Origin of the sequence: Streptomyces camelliae (assembly GCF_027625935.1) — a bacterium.
Lineage (GTDB): Bacteria > Actinomycetota > Actinomycetes > Streptomycetales > Streptomycetaceae > Streptomyces > Streptomyces camelliae.
The window spans coordinates 8,564,230-8,579,881 of sequence record NZ_CP115300.1; the positions used below are offsets into that span (position 1 = coordinate 8,564,230).

Here is a 15,652-nt window from a genome sequence, read left to right on the forward strand (position 1 = left end):
TGCGATTCGAGAAGGTTCCCATGCCCGCGGGCATCGAGGCGCGTCCCCGGGACGTGCGCGGATATCCCGTGCCGGCGATCACTCCGTGGGAGAACGACGAGCCGCAGTTCGCCCTGACCGACTACGACCGCAGCGCCGAATGTGCACGCAAGCGGCTGTGTTCGGTGTGCAACCGGGCCATGCCCCAGGGCCCGGTGTGGCGCGTGGTGGGGGCCGCGGAGAGCGCGGCGATCGCGGAGGCACGGGCCGTCGGCCGGCCCTACCGCAACCTCGCGCCGACCCTCGAAGGACCGGGACACCGGGCCTGCATGCTCTACGCCTCGATGGTCTGCCCGTATCTGGCCCGGCCCAACGCCCGGCGCGGCATGTCGGCGGCCGAGCCGGACGAGATGACCGCACATGTGGTGCGTGGCGCCGTCCGCGGCGCGCTGGGCGCGGTGGTGGGCTTCGCGGAGTACGAGTACGCCGTCACGAGCAGCCAGGTGCTGTTCCGGTTCCTCGATGTCGTGGAGTTCCTGCCGCACGACACCGCCGACACGCACCTGGACGCACTGCGGGCCGAGCTGGCCCGGACGGCGAAGTGACCCGCACCCCGCCGCCCGTACCCGCCCGGCCCGCATGATCGGCCCCTGGGTCAGGGGCGGTACGCCGCCAGACCCACGGTCGAGGTGACCTTCGTCGGCCGGCCGGTGCCGTTCGCCGGCAGGGTCACCGTGCCCGACGGGGTGCGCACCGCGAGGGTCTTGCCGTCGGGGGACCAGGCCGGCTCGGTGTAGTCGGTGGTCGCGTGCGGCGTGAGGTCCGTGACCCGGTCGTGGTGCATGAAGTCCTCGACGAGGACGTGGTCGTGACCGGCGACCGAGCGCACGAAGACGACCTCCTCCTCGTTCGGGGACAGCGCGGGCTGGGAGCCCTTGGTGAGCTTGCCGCCCTGCTGACGCAGGTAGTCGTCACGGATGTAGACCGCGCCGGTGTCGACGTTGGCGTAGACCGAAGTGCCGTAGTGCCCGGCCGCGTCGGGCCACACGTTGCCGGTCTGCGGGAGCGCCCCGCCCGGACCCGGGTCGCCGAACAGGGACAGCGTCTTCGGCGTGCCGTGGACGGCCTTGGCGGAGATGAACTTCAGGCGCGACACGCCCTTGTCCCGGGCCGCGAAGATGAGGTTGTCCTTGGCGGGGATGCCGTTCTGGGTGTCCTTCGCGGTCACCTGCCAGGTCGGGTGGGACCAGTTCTGGTTGCCGGGGTTCTTGGCGACGACGACGCGGTGGCTGCCGTCCGCGTCCGCGATGTCCAGGTTTCCGGAACCGTCGACGAAGGCGGCCTTGGTGCCGTCCGGGGACCAGGCGAGGTCCCGGACGGGCACCCCGAAGTTCACCCGGTGCCCGCCGATCAGCACGTAGTTGGTGCCGTTGCTGATGGTCAGGGTGCCGTGCGAGGTGCCGGCGGCGGCCGAGGCGGCGCCGGAGGCGCCCAGCAGGGCCGTGCCGGTGACGGCCGCGGCCACGGCGATGGCGGCAGCGGTGGTGGTGCGGGTACGCGTGGTCATGACTGGCAGTCCCCCAGGAGCGTGGTTCGGTGGGACCGAGCATGACCGGCTTCCGTCTTCGGAACGGTCCGCTCCGCGTCACAGGGGCGTAACACCGTTCCGTGACGGTGATTGACTACGCCGTATGGACTTCACTTCGCCCTCGACGACCCGGGAGGCACCGCCGCTCGACCCCGAACTGAGCGAGGCCCTGGCGGCGCTGGGGCCGGCGGCGAGGGAGCCCTTCACCCCCGAGAACCTCGCGGCCCGGCAGGCGCGCGACGCCACGGCCCGGCCCAGGCCGACGGCGCGGGACCTCCGGGCCGACGGCCGCTTCGAGGTGGAGGAACTGCGGGTGCCGGGCGCACCGGACGCACCGGACGTCACGCTCGTCAGCGCACGGCCCGCGGGGGTCGCCGGGCCGCTGCCGCTGCTGTACTACATGCACGGCGGCGGCATGATCATGGGCAACGCCTGGTCCGTCCTGCCGAAGCTGCTCCGCGACTGGGCCCTCCCGCTGGAACTGGCCGTCATCTCGGTCGAGTACCGGCTGGCGCCGCGGACGCGCTACCCCGGTCCGCTGGAGGACTGTTACGCCGGGTTCGTCTGGGCGGCCGAGCACGCGACCGCACTGGGCATCGACGCCGGCCGTGTCATCGTCGGCGGAAAGAGCGCGGGCGGCGGACTCGCCGCCGCCCTCGCCCTCCTCGCCCGGGACCGTGGCGGCCCGGCCCCGATCGGGCAACTGCTCATCTGCCCCATGCTCGACGACCGCAACGACACCCGTTCCAGCCACCAGATGGCCGGCGTCGACGTCTGGGACCGCACCTCCAACGCGACCGCGTGGCAAGCTCTGTTGGGCGACCGGTACGGCGCCGCCGACCTGCCGCCGTACGCCGCCCCCGCCCGCGCCACGGACCTGTCACGGCTGCCTCCGGCCTATATCGAGGTCGGCGCGGCCGAGACGTTCCGGGACGAGGACGTGGCCTATGCCGACGCCCTCTGGCAGGCGGGCGGCCAGGCCGAACTGCACGTGTGGCCCGGGGCGTGCCACGGCTTCGACACCTTCGCGCCCGAAGCCGCCCTCAGCCGTGACGCCCGCGACGCCCGCACCCGCTGGCTCCGCCGGATCCTGGAGCGATCCGGGAACCGATGACCCGGCGGCGGATGTCTCCCAAGTGATCAAGCCTGAGGAGTGCACACGGTGCGGATCTACATCAGCGTGGACATGGAGGGCATTACCGGGCTCGTGGACGCCCACGACGTCCAGCCCGGCGGCCGGGACTACGAGCGCGGCCGCCGGATGATGGCGCAGGACGTCAACGCGGCCGTCCGGGGCGCCGTGGCGGCCGGCGCCACCGACCTCCTCGTCAACGACGCCCACGGCCCCATGCGTAACATCCTTCCCGAAGACCTGAACCCGGCGGTCCGCCTCGTCCGCGGCAAGCCCAAGCACATGAGCATGCTCGAAGGTCTCACGCCCGAGCACGACGCCATGGTCTGTGTCGGCTACCACGCCCGGGCGGGCGAACTCGGGGTGCTGAGCCACAGCTTCATGGGCCACGAGATCGAGGACATCTGGCTGGACGGCCGGCCGGTGGGGGAGATCGGGCTCGCCCACGCCACCGCGGCGGCCATGGGCGTGCCGACCGTGGTCCTCACCGGCGACGACAGCGCCTGCGCGGAGATGACCGCGTGGGACCCGGCAGTCACCACCGTGCCCGTGAAGTACGCCCGGGGCCGCTTCGCGGCCGAACTGCGCCCGGCCGGGGAGGTACATGCGGCCATCCAGGAGGCGGTCACGGCGGCCCTCTCCGCACCTCTGCCGGCCCCGGCGGCCCCCGCCGGCCCGGCCACGCTCACCGTCCGCTGGCAATCCGCCTCCGTGGCCTCGACCCTGCCGGGAATCCCCGGAGTCACCTCGACGGACAGCCGGACCGTCCAGGCGCGGGGCCCGCTCCCGGATCTCTACCGCCAGTTCGTCGTATGGATGCGCGTGGCCGCTTCCCTCACCGACCAGCCGCCGTACTGCTGAACCGCCCCCTCGGCCGAAACGGAACGCGCCCTGCTGACACGCTCCGTGAGGGTACGTCAGCATGGATGTCATGGCCGACACACCCAGCACGCCACGCCGTATCGCCGACGACCATGTCACACAGGTTGCCGCCCTGGACCCCATGGCCTCCACCCGGCTCGGCCTGCGTCCCGAGGACGACCGGCAGCCGGATCTGTCGCCGGACGGCTTCGCGGCACTGGCCGACGTGGCCCGGCGCACGCTGTCCGCGCTCGACGCGGCCGAGCGGTACGGCGAGAAGCACGGCACGGAGTTCGCGGCGGCCGAACGGAACTGCGCCCGGCTCCTGCGGGAACGGCTCACCGCCGAACTCGCCCAGCACGAGGCGGGCGACCACCTCCGCGAGCTGCGCAACGTGGGCTCACCCCTGCACCGGGTGCGGGGCATCTTCACCCTGATGCCCACCGAGACCGACGAGCACTGGGCGGCCGTCGCGGGCCGGCTGCGCAACCTGCCCGGCGCCCTGGACGGTTACCGGGCGACCCTGTCCGAGGGCATCGCCCGCGCTCTGTTGTGCGCGCCCCGTCAGGTCCACGTCGTGCGCGGCCAGCTCGCGGCCTGGACCGGCCAGGACACCGGTGGACCGAGCTGGTTCGCGACGTTCGTGGCGAGCGCCCCGGACCGCCTCAGGACCGAACTGGACGCCGCCGCCGAGCGGGCCACGGCCGCGGTTGCCGGGTTCCGCGACTGGCTGCGCACCGCCTATCTGCCCGCCGCGGACGGTACCCCGGACGCCGTCGGCCGTGAACGCTATCTGCGCGCGGCCCGCTGGGCCACCGGCGCCGCCCTGGACCCGGCGGAGGCCTACGCCTGGGCCTGGGAGGAGTTCCACCGCACGCACGCCGAGATGCGGGCCGAGGCCGCCCGGGTCCTCCCCGGTGCCGGCGTCCGCGAGACCATGGACCACCTGAACCGGCACGGCCACGCCGTCACCGGCGAGGAGAACATCCGTGTCTGGCTCCAGCAGATCATGGACGAGGCGATCGACGCCCTCGACGGCACCCACTTCGACATCTCCGGGCCGATCCGCAGGGTCGAGACACGCATCGCGCCCCCGGGCAGCTCGGGCGCGCCCTACTACACCGGCCCCAGCCTCGACTTCAGCCGCCCCGGCCGCACCTATCTCCCCACCCTGGGCCAACAGACCTTCCCCACCTGGGAGATGGTCAGCACCTGGTACCACGAGGGCGTACCGGGGCACCACTTGCAGACCGCCCGCTGGACGGCCGAGGCCGACCGCCTCAGCGCCTACCAGATCACCCTCGGCGCGGTCAGCGCCGACAAGGAGGGCTGGGCTCTGTACGCCGAGCGCCTGATGGACGAACTGGGCTTCCTCACCGACCCCGCCCGCCGCCTGGGCTACCTGGACAAGCAGATGCTCCGGATCATCCGCGTGATCGTCGACATCGGCATGCACCTGGAGCAGGCCATCCCGGCCGGCTCCGGCTTCCACCCCGGCGCACGCTGGACGCCGGACCTCGCCACCGCGTTCATGGCCGCCCGCCACGGCAGCGACACCGCCCGCCGCACCAGCGAGATCGACCGCTACCTCGGCTGGCCCGGCCAGGCCATCGGCTACAAACTCGGTGAACGCGCCTGGCTGGAGGGCCGCGCCGCCGCCCGGCGCCGTCTCGGTGCCGACTTCGACCTGCGGGCCTGGCACACGAAGGCGCTCGCCCTGGGCTCGCTCGGCCTCGCCGACCTGGCGGACACCCTCGCGGCGCTGTGAGACACGGCTCCGCCGGCGCGGGCGGGCGGTGCGTCTGGCCGGCCTGCGTCCGGCGGCCGATGGAACGCTCCACCTGGTCCGAGCCCGCCGGCTCGGCAACTCCAGGGGGCAGCTCGGTCCATTGCGGAAAACCGCGTGGCCACGAGGCGGCGCACCGGCATCGTGTCGAGCACGGGCTCGGGCGCTGCTCCGATCGCCTTGGGGCGCCATGTACGGCTCCCTGCCCGGCCCGCTCCCGCGGCGGGCGATCAAGGCCGTCACGGTCCGCCGCCCGGCCCGGGCGGACCTGATTTCCCCCCGACCCTGCCCGGTCCGGGCCACTCGATGGGGGTCCGTCGGGGGCGCGGCGCGGGAGAGCCGTCGTCTTCGATGGCTCATTCGTCGACGGAATCGGCACCTGACCGGGCTGGTTAGCCTGAGACCCGTGATGACCATCTCATCGATCCTCGGGCAGTTCGACCTGTGCGCGGACAAGGCGGAGTTCCCCGACCTGGACAACGGCTACTACTACCCCGTCGACGGGCGGATCCACCTGTTCGGTGATGCCACGCGCTGGGCCATGGTCGCCGAACTGCTCGGATACAGCCCGCGGGGTGGCAACCTCTTCGACGTCGTGCACCGCTTCGGCAACTGTCTGACGCGCGGCGAACCGGGATTCGGGGACTTCCTGGCCCGCGTGGACAACATGGCGGAGGTCGATCCCGACGGCGCCGAGGTCTACGGGGCGACGGCACCGGTCGTCGTACGAGGGACCGGTCTGGCGGTCGAGGCCGCCGCAGGCACCCCGTTGCAGGACGTGTTCCGGCAACTGGTCCCGGAGCACCGGGAGCTGCTGCTGGCCGACGAGACGGAGCTGCGGGCCGACCTGCCCGGCGATGTGCCGGTGCTGCTGCGGATCGACGAGTGGAACCAGCCGGAAGACCTCTGGGACGTTCTGCCCAGTGCCCACGAGACGTTCCAGCTGATCGCCGAGGTGCTGGACTCCGGGGATCCGGCTCGCTACCGGCCGACCCTGCCCGCGAACACCCATTGGTCCCACTGGCCCGAGGCCGGCACGCTGTAGTTCCGCCGGTGCCGACCGGTGCGGCCGCTCCCGGCCCGCGGGAAACCCAGGTCGCAAGGGTGTCGCCGGGCCGGCATGCCAGGTGAGGGCAGGACCCCCAGCCCGGATCCACCGGCCTGGATGGGAAGGCGTGAGTACCGAGAGCGACGTCCGCTCCTTCCTCGTCTCCCGCCGCGCCAAGATCAGCCCCCGGCAGGCCGGGGCTGCCCTGCCGGACAGTGCGCTGCGCGTCCTGGAGTCCATGACGACCCCCCACCGCCTGCAGCTCCGCACCCCGTACCCCCGGCCACGACGCCTTCAACTCCTCGCGACCTGGACAGCCGCCCACGACGAACACCGCCCCGTCGACCGGACCGGCCACGGAGGCCTCCGCCAGGAGCGGGTCCGCGTCTCGGGGTGCACGGGGGCCGGGCTACCGGAGTGGGTGCGGCATTGAGAAGATCGTCCGTGACCTGCGGGCGCACCGCATGCTGGAAGGAACCGGAGAGATCATGCACGTCAACGCGGCCCCTGGCCCGACGGAGGTGTTCGGATGACCGGCACCGGGGGAACCGACCGGCCGCACCCCGACGACGAACCCGTCCTGTTCCACACCGCCGGACGGGCCGCCCACATCACCCTCAACCGGCCGAGGGCCCTCAACGCCCTCAACCATGAGATGGTGCGCCGCATCGACGCGGCCCTCACCGCGTGGGAGCACGATCCCGACGTGGAGACCGTGGTTCTTTCCGGTGCCGGGGAGCGCGGCCTGTGCGCGGGCGGTGACATCCGCGCCGTCCACGACGACGCCCGCGACGGCGACGGCACCGCCTCCGCGGCGTTCTGGCGCGACGAGTACCACCTCAACGCCCGTATCGCCGGCTACCCCAAGCCGTACGTCGCCCTCATGGACGGAATCGTGATGGGCGGCGGGGTCGGTCTCTCCGCGCACGGCGGCGTCCGGATCGTCACCGAACGGTCGCGGGTGGCGATGCCGGAGACCGGCATCGGCTTCGTCCCCGACGTAGGCGGCACCTTTCTGCTCGGCCGGGCACCCGGCGAGCTGGGCACCCATCTCGCGCTGACCGGCGCGCAGACCGGCGCCGGCGACGCCCTGCTGTGCGGGCTCGCCGACCGCTACATCCCGTCCGCCGCACTCCGGGACTTCGTGGCCGCCCTCGCCGTACAGCCCGTGCACGATGCCGTCGCGCACCATGTGCAGCAGCCGCCGCCGGGGGAGTTGGCCGAGCAGCGGGTATGGATCGACGCCTGCTACAGCGCCGGTACGGTCGAGGAGATCCTCCAGCGGCTCCTCGACCACGGCGACCCGGGAGCCAAGGAGGCGGCCGAGACGCTGCTCGCCAAGTCGCCGACGGCCCTGAAGGTCACTCTCGCCGCGATGCGCCGCGCCCGCCGCCTCGGCTCGCTGGAGCGGGTGCTCGACCAGGAGTACCGCGTCTCCTGCGCCGCGCTCGGCACCCCCGACCTGGTGGAGGGCATCCGCGCCCAGGTCATCGACAAGGACCGCAGTCCCCGCTGGTCCCCGGCGAGCCTCGCGGAGGTCACCGACACCGACGTGGACCGCTTCTTCGCCCCGCTCGGAGCGCGCGAACTGGGACTTGCCGGGCGTGAGAGGCAGATCACGTAGGGCGGTGGCGGCAGCACGGGCGGGCTCCGGAGCGCCTTGTCCTCATCACAACAGTCCCTATCGACAAGCCAGTTGGAGCACAGCCTCGCCCACCGGGCGCCACCCGGGACGGGGGCCACGGTTGGCTTCCGTTCCCCTAGCGTTCAACCGGCCACCCCTGTCACCGTTGTGTGCCCTCCTTAGCCTCCTTGAGGCTTGTGAAGGAAGGGGCACATGGACACACTCCTTGCGGTCCGGGCGCGCGGTATCACCAAGTGTTTCGGTGAGGTCGTCGCGCTCGACGGCATCGATCTGGATGTGGCGCAGGGTCAGATCCACGGCCTGGTCGGACCGAACGGCGCGGGCAAGACGACGTTGCTCGGGCTGCTGCTCGGCCTGGCCGTCGCCGACGGCGGGAGCCTGGAGATCCTCGGCACGCCGGTCGGGCGGACGTACGCCACACCCGACGGTGTCGCCGGATTCGTGGACGGCCCGGGTCTCTATCCGTCGCTCACCGCCCGGCAGAATCTCGCCGCGCTGGCCGCGTTGCGCGGCCATGACGCGCGGGCGGCCGGCGTCGACGACGTGCTGGACCAGGTCGGGCTCACCGATGTCGCCGACGACAAGGCCCGCGGATTCTCCCTGGGCATGCGTCAACGGCTCGGACTCGCCGCCGCCCTGCTCACCAAGCCCCGGCTGCTCGTGCTGGACGAGCCGGCCAACGGTCTCGACCCGGCCGGCAAGAGACATGTGCACGGGGTGCTCACCCGGCTCGCGGAGCAGGGAACCGGCGTCGTGCTCTCCAGTCATCGCATGGACGACCTGGAGGCGCTGTGCTCCGAGGTCACCATCATCGCCACCGGACGGGTGGTCTTCTCCGGTCCGCTGAGCAAACTGGCGGCCGAGCACCGCGAACTCGACTACCGGCTCGTCACCTCCGACCCGCCGGCCGCCCGCGCACTCGCCGCCGACGCGCCCGGGATCCGCCTGGTCGACGGCGTCGGCGCACGCCAGGGCAGCGAGCCGGTCGTCGTGCGCGGGCTCGTGCCCGACCTGGACGAACTCGTGACGCGGCTCGTGCGGGCCGGCATCGCGCTGCGTGAACTCGCCCCCGTGGTCTCCCCGCTCGAAGCCGCGTTCCTCGCCCTCACCGAGCAGCAGGAAGCCGGCGCCGACCGGCAGCGGACCGACGCCGTACCAGCCCTACGACAGGACCACGACAGCGCGCGGCAGGAGGCCGACACGTGACCTCGACCGCCGTCGCTCCCACCCCCGTCGCCGACGCCGGCCGCGTCTCCGTGGCCCGTGGCTACCGCTTCGAACTGGTCAAACTCGTCTCACAGTGGCGGATCCGGCTGCTGGTCCTCGCCTGCTGGATCGCGTCGGCGCTCTTCGTCGCCGGGGTGAGCCAGCAGAGCACCCTGCCCTCCGACACCCTCTTCGGCCGCTGGATGCTGGCCACCGGCTGGGCCGGACCCCTGGTGATCCTCGGGTTCTCGGGCACATGGGCCCTTCCGCTGCTGACCTCCGTGGCCGCCGGTGACGTGTTCGCCGCCGAGGACCGGCTCGGCACCTGGCGGCATCTGCTCGTCGCCGTCCGCTCGCCCCGGCGGATCTTCGTGGCCAAGGCCCTGGCGAGTCTCACCGTCATCCTGCTGCTCGTGCTCGGACTGGCCGCTTCGAGCACGATCGGCGGGCTGCTGGCCATCGGCAGCCATCCGCTGGTCGGCCTCGACGGCCATCTGCTCTCCCCCGGTGACGCGGCCGGCAAGGTCCTGCTCGCCTGGCTCAGCGTGCTCGCCCCGACCCTGGCCCTCGCCGGGATCGGCCTCCTCGGGTCCGTCGCACTGGGGCGCTCTCCGATGGGGCTGCTGCTGCCCGCGGTCGTCGCGCTCGCGATGCAGCTCGCCCAGATGCTGCCGCTGCCCGTCACCGTCCGGCTCGCCCTGCCCAGTTGGGCCTTCATCGCCTGGAACGGCCTGTTCACCAGCCCGGCACAGCTCGGTCCGCTCGTCATCGGCATCGTGGTCAGCCTGGCGTGGGCCGTGACGGCGACGACGCTCGCGTATCTGCTGTTCCTGCGCCGCGACTTCACCAACCCGACCGACGACGGTTCGGGGCGCCGCGCGGTCACCGCCGGGCTGCTGCCGCTCGCGGGGCTGACCGGCGTCACGGTCGCGGTCGTCTTCGCGGTGACCGGGGCGGGTACGGGCTCCGGCATCCAGCAGGACAAGGTGCAGCGCTCGCTCGCGACGGCGTTCGCCCACCTCTACCGGATGCAGACCGCGCAGCTCAACCGGCCCGCCGTCACCGAGGCCCAGCTGAGGTCCACGGCCGCCTGCACCAAGGGCGACGTCGCGGACGACGCGCAGGGAGCGGGCAACGACTGGCGCTGCGTCGTCTCCTGGCACCTGCCCGGCACCCAGACCACGGGACAGGCCGTCTACCAGCTCGACATCACCGCTGACGGGCGGTTCGTGGCCGACGGCGACGGACCGAAGGAAGTCAACGGCTACTTCTTGGTGCGCACCGCTACCGGCGACGCACCGAATCCGCTCTGGCAGTTCGACGGCCATGTCGATCTGCTCACCACCTCCCCGAAGGGATGACGTCATGCAGATAACGCGCCGCCGTCGACAGGTCGAGAAGGAGTACGTCGACCTGCTGGGCAGACGCGTCGGCCGCCGGGCAGCGCTGCTCACGGCCTGCATCACCACGGTCGCCCTGGCCACCGGCACCGCGGTCGCCTCGACCCACCAGTTCGGCACCGACCAGGTCGGCCAGGTCACCGACAAGGGCCAGGTCATCGCCAGCGACCAGTACATCAACCCGTACGGCAGCCGCCTCGTCATCAACGACGGCAAGATCATGTCGTCCACGGTCAGCCCGGACGGTGGCCACCTTGCCGCCGCGGTCGCCGACGGTGACGCCGCACTGGTCGTCGTGGACCTGAAGACCGGCCAGGTGAAGCAGAAGGTCGGCACCAACGCGGCGGACGACCTGCGCATCAAGAGCGGCTCCGTCGGCCAGGAAGGCCCGACGTACTCGCCCGACGGCACGCAGCTGTGGCTGGGCCAGCTGGACGGCTACACCAAGTTCACCGTGAACGCCGACGGTACCCTCGCCAACCCGGTGACCGTCTCCATCCCGGCCGACGGCACCAAGCACGCCCTGGCGAGCGCGGCCGTGTTCTCCGCCGACGGCTCCACCGTGTACTCCGCGGTCAACGGCCAGAACCGGGTCGTCGCCATCGACGCGGCGACCGGCGCCGTCAAGCAGAGCTGGTCCGTGGGCAACGCCCCGCGCGGCATGGTCCAGGTCGGCGACAAGCTCTACGTCAGCAACGAGGGCGGCCGTCCGGCGAAGGCCGGCGACACCACGATCAACTCCTACGGCACCCAGGTGCCGGCCAACCCGAAGACCGGTGCCACCACCACCGGTACGGTCAGCGTCATCGACCTGAAGAACCCGTCCGCCGCCGTCGGCAGCATCGACGTCGGTCTGCACCCGACCGCCGTGTACGCCAAGAACGGCGCGGTGTTCGTCACCAACACGGCCGACAACAACATGTCGGTCATCAACACCAAGAACGACAAGGTCGTCCAGACCATCTCCACCCAGCCCTGGCCGGAGGCCTCGGTCGGCTACGAGCCGAACGCGGTGACCCTCACCGACGACGGCCACCTGCTGGTGACGCTCGGCCGGGCCAACGCGGTCGCCGTCTACCGCTACACCTCCGCGCAGGAGCCGGTCTCCTACGTCGGCCTGCTCCCGACGGACTACTTCCCGGCGGAGATCACCACCGTGGGCAAGACCGTCGTCGTCTCCAACACCCGCGGTATCGACGCCCGCCGCCCCGACAGCGCCGGCCACGGCACCCACGACACCACGTCGAGCCTGACGCAGTTCGCGCTGCCCAGCGACCGGGTCATCCGGTCCGAGACCCGCAAGGTCTTCCAGCAGAACGGCTGGACGGCGGGCGCGGTCCAGCAGGCGAACAAGAACAGCAAGGCCAGGCCCGTGCCGGTCCCGGCGCGGCTCGGCGACCCCTCGACGATCAAGCACGTCTTCCTGATCGTCAAGGAGAACCGGACCTACGACCAGGTCTACGGCGACATCGCGAAGGGCAACGGCGACCCGTCGCTGACCCAGTTCGGCGAGAACGTGACGCCCAACCAGCACGCGCTGGCCGAGCAGTTCGGGCTCTACGACAACACCTACGACATCGGCACCAACTCGGCCGAGGGCCACAACTGGCTGATGCAGGCCGACAACCCCGAGTACACCGAGTCCTCCGCCGGTGAGTACCAGCGCAGCTACGACACCGAGGACGACGCCCTCGGCCACCAGAAGTCCGGCTTCCTGTGGTCCGGCGCCCAGGCGGCCGGCAAGTCCGTGCGCGACTTCGGCGAGTTCCAGCAGTTCCTGACCAAGCCGGCCGGCGCGACCTGGCAGAACCTGTACTGCGACGCCAAGAACATGGCCGCGACCGGGCAGGGCACCGCCTACCCCCTGAACTCCTCCTCGCCGATCCCGTCGCTCAACAGCGTGTCGGTGCCCGGCTTCCCGAAGTTCGACACCAGTGTCCCGGACGTCTACCGGGAGCAGATCTGGAAGCAGGACTTCGAGAAGAACGGTCCGGCCAACCTGAACATGTTCTGGCTCTCCAGCGACCACACCGGTGGCCCGGCGAGCCCCGCCGCCCAGGTCGCGGACAACGACCTCGCGACCGGCAAGATCGTCGACGAGATCTCGCACAGCAAGTACTGGAAGGACTCGGCGATCTTCGTCGTCGAGGACGACTCCCAGGCCGGCCTCGACCACGTCGACGGCCACCGTGCGCCGATCCAGATCATCAGCCCGTGGGCCCAGCACGACACGGTCGACAGCCACTACTACTCGCAGATCACCATGATCCGCACCATCGAGCAGATCCTCGGGATCCGCCCGATGAACCAGAAGGACACCGCGGCCACCCCGATGCGCGGCGCCTTCACCAGCCACCCGGACTACACGCCGTTCACGGCGCTGCCCAACCGGACCTCGCTGACCGACGGCCTGAGCACCCCGCCGTCCTGCGGTGTGGACACCCCGGCCGCGCAGAACACCAAGGCGGCTCTCGTCCCGGCGACGAAGGTCCCGGCGGACAAGAAGTCGCTCGTGGCCCAGTGGAACACCTGGAAGTCGCAGCAGCGGCTGACCGGTCCGAACGCCGTGCCCGACTACGCGAACCCCGCGCAGATGAACCACCTCACGTGGTACGAGACCCACAACTGGACCAAGCCGTACCCCGGTGAGAACAGGATCTACGCGCCGAACGACGTGCCCGGCGCCTACATCCCGTCCGCGGAGAACGACGGCTGACCCAGGCCGATCCGGCACACGGCCCCCGACCGGCAGCAGCGCCGGCCGGGGGCCGCTGCGCTTTCGGACGGCGGCGTCATCGGCGGGCTCAGGGAAGGGTGAGCGGTTGCGTCTTGTCCTCGGGGTCGACGGCCGGCTTGTCGGGGTGCACCGCGACCAGGCGGGAGCCCTGGGCGTACCGGCTGTCCCGCCCGTAGAACCGGTAGCCCGCCCGCAGCAGTTGGAGGATCTCGTGGCCCAGCATCGCCTGCGGTCCGCCCTCGTCGGCGGTCTTGCCGGTGTCCCACAGGGCGCTGTTCCCCTGCTTCTCGACCTCGTCCCAGAAGTTGTTCGCGTCAAGTGTTCCGCTGATCAGCATGGTTTCGAGCCGGGGCCCCAGACCGGTGAGGATCTTGAAGACCGCGCGTTCCTCGATACCGCCGTCCATGAAGGCGTAGTTGACGGGCACGGACCACTTTCCGGTGTTCAGCCTCCTGCCCAGCCGCGCGCTCAGCGGAAGCCGGTCGCCGCCCTCCGCCTTGAGCTTCTGCCGGTCAGCCCAGCGCAATGTGTCGCCGGTGCGGCCGAGGACGAGCTTGTTCTTCGCGTCGCGGCTCGCCGTCCGCGTGTCCGTCATCGTCTGCGCCGCGGTGTCCGTCAGATCGCTCCGGATGCCCGCCGCGAGGGCGGTGCGGAGCTCACCCTTGCTGCGCCCGTCGGGCTCGCCCAGATAGAAATCGAGGGTCTCGATCATGTCGGCGACATCGGCATTCCTCGTGATCCACTTGTAGTCGCCCGCACTCCAGGTGCCGTAGTGCGTGAGGTAGTCGTCCAGACCGTCCTGGAGTTGGGTGAAAATCCGCTGGACCTCGTCGTCGATCTTGTCCGGGTACTCGACCCGCTGAATGCCGGCCGGCTGGCCGGGGACGGCCCCAGTCCGCGCCGGATGCGGTCCGGTGAGCGCGTGCCCCGCCGACGCGGGGGCGCTCAGCACGCGCCGTGCGGTGGCCTCGGCCTCGCGCTCGAACCGGTCCGCCGGGTCACTGACCCGCAGCCCGTCGCCCCGGTCGGTCCCGGCCACGGGCCCCGAGCGTTGCTGCAGGACGTGGGTCAGTTCATGGGCGAGGGTGTGCCGGTCGAGGCCGGCGGCACCGGCGACGATGTGGCTGCCGGAGGTGTAGGCGGCCGCGCCGACCTCGGCGGCGGAGGCCTGGGCGGCCGCGTCGGTGTGGATGCGCACATCGGAGAAGTCGGCGCCGAAGCGCGCCTCCATCTCGGTGCGGTCCCGCTCACCGAGCGGCCGTCCGCTGCCGCGCAGGACGTCGTGCACGGCGGAGCGCTGCACCGCGTACTGCTCCTGGTCCTCACCGGGGCCGTGCCGGTGCCGGCCGTGCGCCCCGGACCGGCGCACCATCTGGACGACGGCCGCGTTCCCGGCCGAGCGCTGCAGGGCGAGCAGGGCCTCGGCGGGTACGACCGCCCGCCCCGGGGCCTTCCGGGTCGTCGCGGCGCTGGTGCGGTTCGCTGCGCGGCTGCTCGTGCGGTCGTACAAGGCGGTTGCTCCCTGGCGCCGGTGTACCTGCCGTCCCGGTATACCGGAGCGGCGTGACGTACGGCCATGTACCGGCGGGCAGAGTACGGGGACCGCCGGGCGGTTCCGTGGCGCGAACGGCCGGTGGCCGCTGCCCTCGTGGGCCGGAGTCCGTCCCACCGGCCTCAGTCGCTGAGGGCGGCCCGGATCGCCTCGGCCTTCCCCGCGCTGAACACCCCGCTGTCGAGGAGGGAGAGGACGGACAGCACACCGCCGCGCGAGCCCCAGCTGCCCTCCTCGATCACCCGGAAGGTGACCCACCAGGCCGGCGACGGCTCCGGCAGACCGCACGCCTCGGCCAGCGCGGCCAGCACGCGCTCGATGACCTCGGCCCGGACCTCCCCCGGCCAGTCGCCGTCCATCACCGTCACATCGATCACCATGACGTCGGCTCCCGGACCGGCATCCGCCAGCAGCCGGCCGCCGATGGCCGTCATGTCCGGCTCGCGCTCCGTGAAGTGCACCTGGAAGCCGGCCCGCGCGGCGGGCGCGAAGCGGCCGACCTCGGGGACCAGCACCGCGTCCGTCAGGGTCTCGGCCAGCACGCGGCGCTGCTCGCGATCCAGACGCCCCTTCGAGGTGGTGAGGTGACGACGGTCATGGACTGCCTCCTATAACGCTCGTTATAGCCGGACCCTACACCGTTCCTATAACGACTGTCATAGCGGGCGGGCGGACGTGCGGCGCACCTCCTGTGGGGGGAGAGGTGCGCCGCACGCGG

The 15,652-nt window shown here is 71.8% G+C and carries 13 protein-coding genes; 10 read left to right on the forward strand and 3 right to left on the reverse strand.

Translation table 11 applies throughout. The annotated features are described in order from the left end of the window. Positions 1–20: 20 nt before the first annotated feature. Positions 21–584: a hypothetical protein gene (locus O1G22_RS39315; protein ID WP_270085680.1), complete on the forward strand. Its 564-nt coding sequence runs from the start codon at positions 21–23 to the stop codon at positions 582–584. 50 nt (positions 585–634) lie between these two features. Here the strand turns inward: O1G22_RS39315 and O1G22_RS39320 are convergent, their stop codons facing one another. Next, positions 635–1,546: a TolB-like translocation protein gene (locus tag O1G22_RS39320; protein WP_270085681.1), complete on the reverse strand. Its 912-nt coding sequence runs from the start codon at positions 1,544–1,546 to the stop codon at positions 635–637. A 124-nt stretch (positions 1,547–1,670) separates the two neighbouring features. Between O1G22_RS39320 and O1G22_RS39325 the strand changes: the two genes are divergently transcribed. The 9 genes from O1G22_RS39325 (at position 1,671) to O1G22_RS39370 (ending at position 13,361) form a co-directional block, all read left to right on the forward strand. Further along, the gene (locus tag O1G22_RS39325) at positions 1,671–2,681 is read left to right on the forward strand and encodes an alpha/beta hydrolase (RefSeq protein ID WP_270085682.1); all 1,011 of its coding nucleotides are present in this window, start codon (positions 1,671–1,673) and stop codon (positions 2,679–2,681) included. Between the two features lie 48 nt (positions 2,682–2,729). After that, entirely contained in the window at positions 2,730–3,560 is an 831-nt protein-coding gene (locus O1G22_RS39330; protein WP_270085683.1) for a M55 family metallopeptidase, read from the forward strand. 70 nt (positions 3,561–3,630) lie between these two features. Beyond that, the gene (locus O1G22_RS39335) at positions 3,631–5,328 is read left to right on the forward strand and encodes a DUF885 domain-containing protein (RefSeq protein WP_270085684.1); all 1,698 of its coding nucleotides are present in this window, start codon (positions 3,631–3,633) and stop codon (positions 5,326–5,328) included. A gap of 427 nt (positions 5,329–5,755) precedes the next feature. Continuing rightward, complete coding sequence (locus O1G22_RS39340; RefSeq protein ID WP_428986532.1) at positions 5,756–6,391, forward strand: DUF7003 family protein; 636 nt, start codon at positions 5,756–5,758, stop codon at positions 6,389–6,391. A gap of 130 nt (positions 6,392–6,521) precedes the next feature. Further along, a complete protein-coding gene (locus O1G22_RS39345) occupies positions 6,522–6,827 on the forward strand; it encodes a hypothetical protein (protein ID WP_270085686.1) in 306 nt (101 codons plus the stop codon). Between the two features lie 96 nt (positions 6,828–6,923). Beyond that, complete coding sequence (locus O1G22_RS39355) at positions 6,924–8,018, forward strand: enoyl-CoA hydratase/isomerase family protein (RefSeq protein WP_270085687.1); 1,095 nt, start codon at positions 6,924–6,926, stop codon at positions 8,016–8,018. Positions 8,019–8,231: 213 nt separating this feature from the next. After that, positions 8,232–9,245, forward strand: a complete 1,014-nt coding sequence (locus O1G22_RS39360) for an ABC transporter ATP-binding protein (RefSeq protein WP_270085688.1) — start codon at positions 8,232–8,234, stop codon at positions 9,243–9,245. Further along, entirely contained in the window at positions 9,242–10,606 is a 1,365-nt protein-coding gene (locus O1G22_RS39365; protein WP_270085689.1) for an ABC transporter permease, read from the forward strand. Before O1G22_RS39360 ends, O1G22_RS39365 begins: the two co-directional genes overlap by 4 nt. Before the next feature lie 4 nt (positions 10,607–10,610). After that, the gene (locus O1G22_RS39370; protein ID WP_270085690.1) at positions 10,611–13,361 is read left to right on the forward strand and encodes an alkaline phosphatase family protein; all 2,751 of its coding nucleotides are present in this window, start codon (positions 10,611–10,613) and stop codon (positions 13,359–13,361) included. Positions 13,362–13,449: 88 nt separating this feature from the next. Here O1G22_RS39370 and O1G22_RS39375 read toward each other — a convergent pair whose 3' ends face one another. Together O1G22_RS39375 and O1G22_RS39380 are read right to left on the reverse strand one after the other, a co-directional pair. Beyond that, the gene (locus O1G22_RS39375) at positions 13,450–14,892 is read right to left on the reverse strand and encodes an eCIS core domain-containing protein (RefSeq protein ID WP_270085691.1); all 1,443 of its coding nucleotides are present in this window, start codon (positions 14,890–14,892) and stop codon (positions 13,450–13,452) included. Between the two features lie 164 nt (positions 14,893–15,056). After that, positions 15,057–15,476, reverse strand: a complete 420-nt coding sequence (locus tag O1G22_RS39380) for a tautomerase enzyme (RefSeq protein ID WP_270085692.1) — start codon at positions 15,474–15,476, stop codon at positions 15,057–15,059. Positions 15,477–15,652 lie beyond the last annotated feature (176 nt).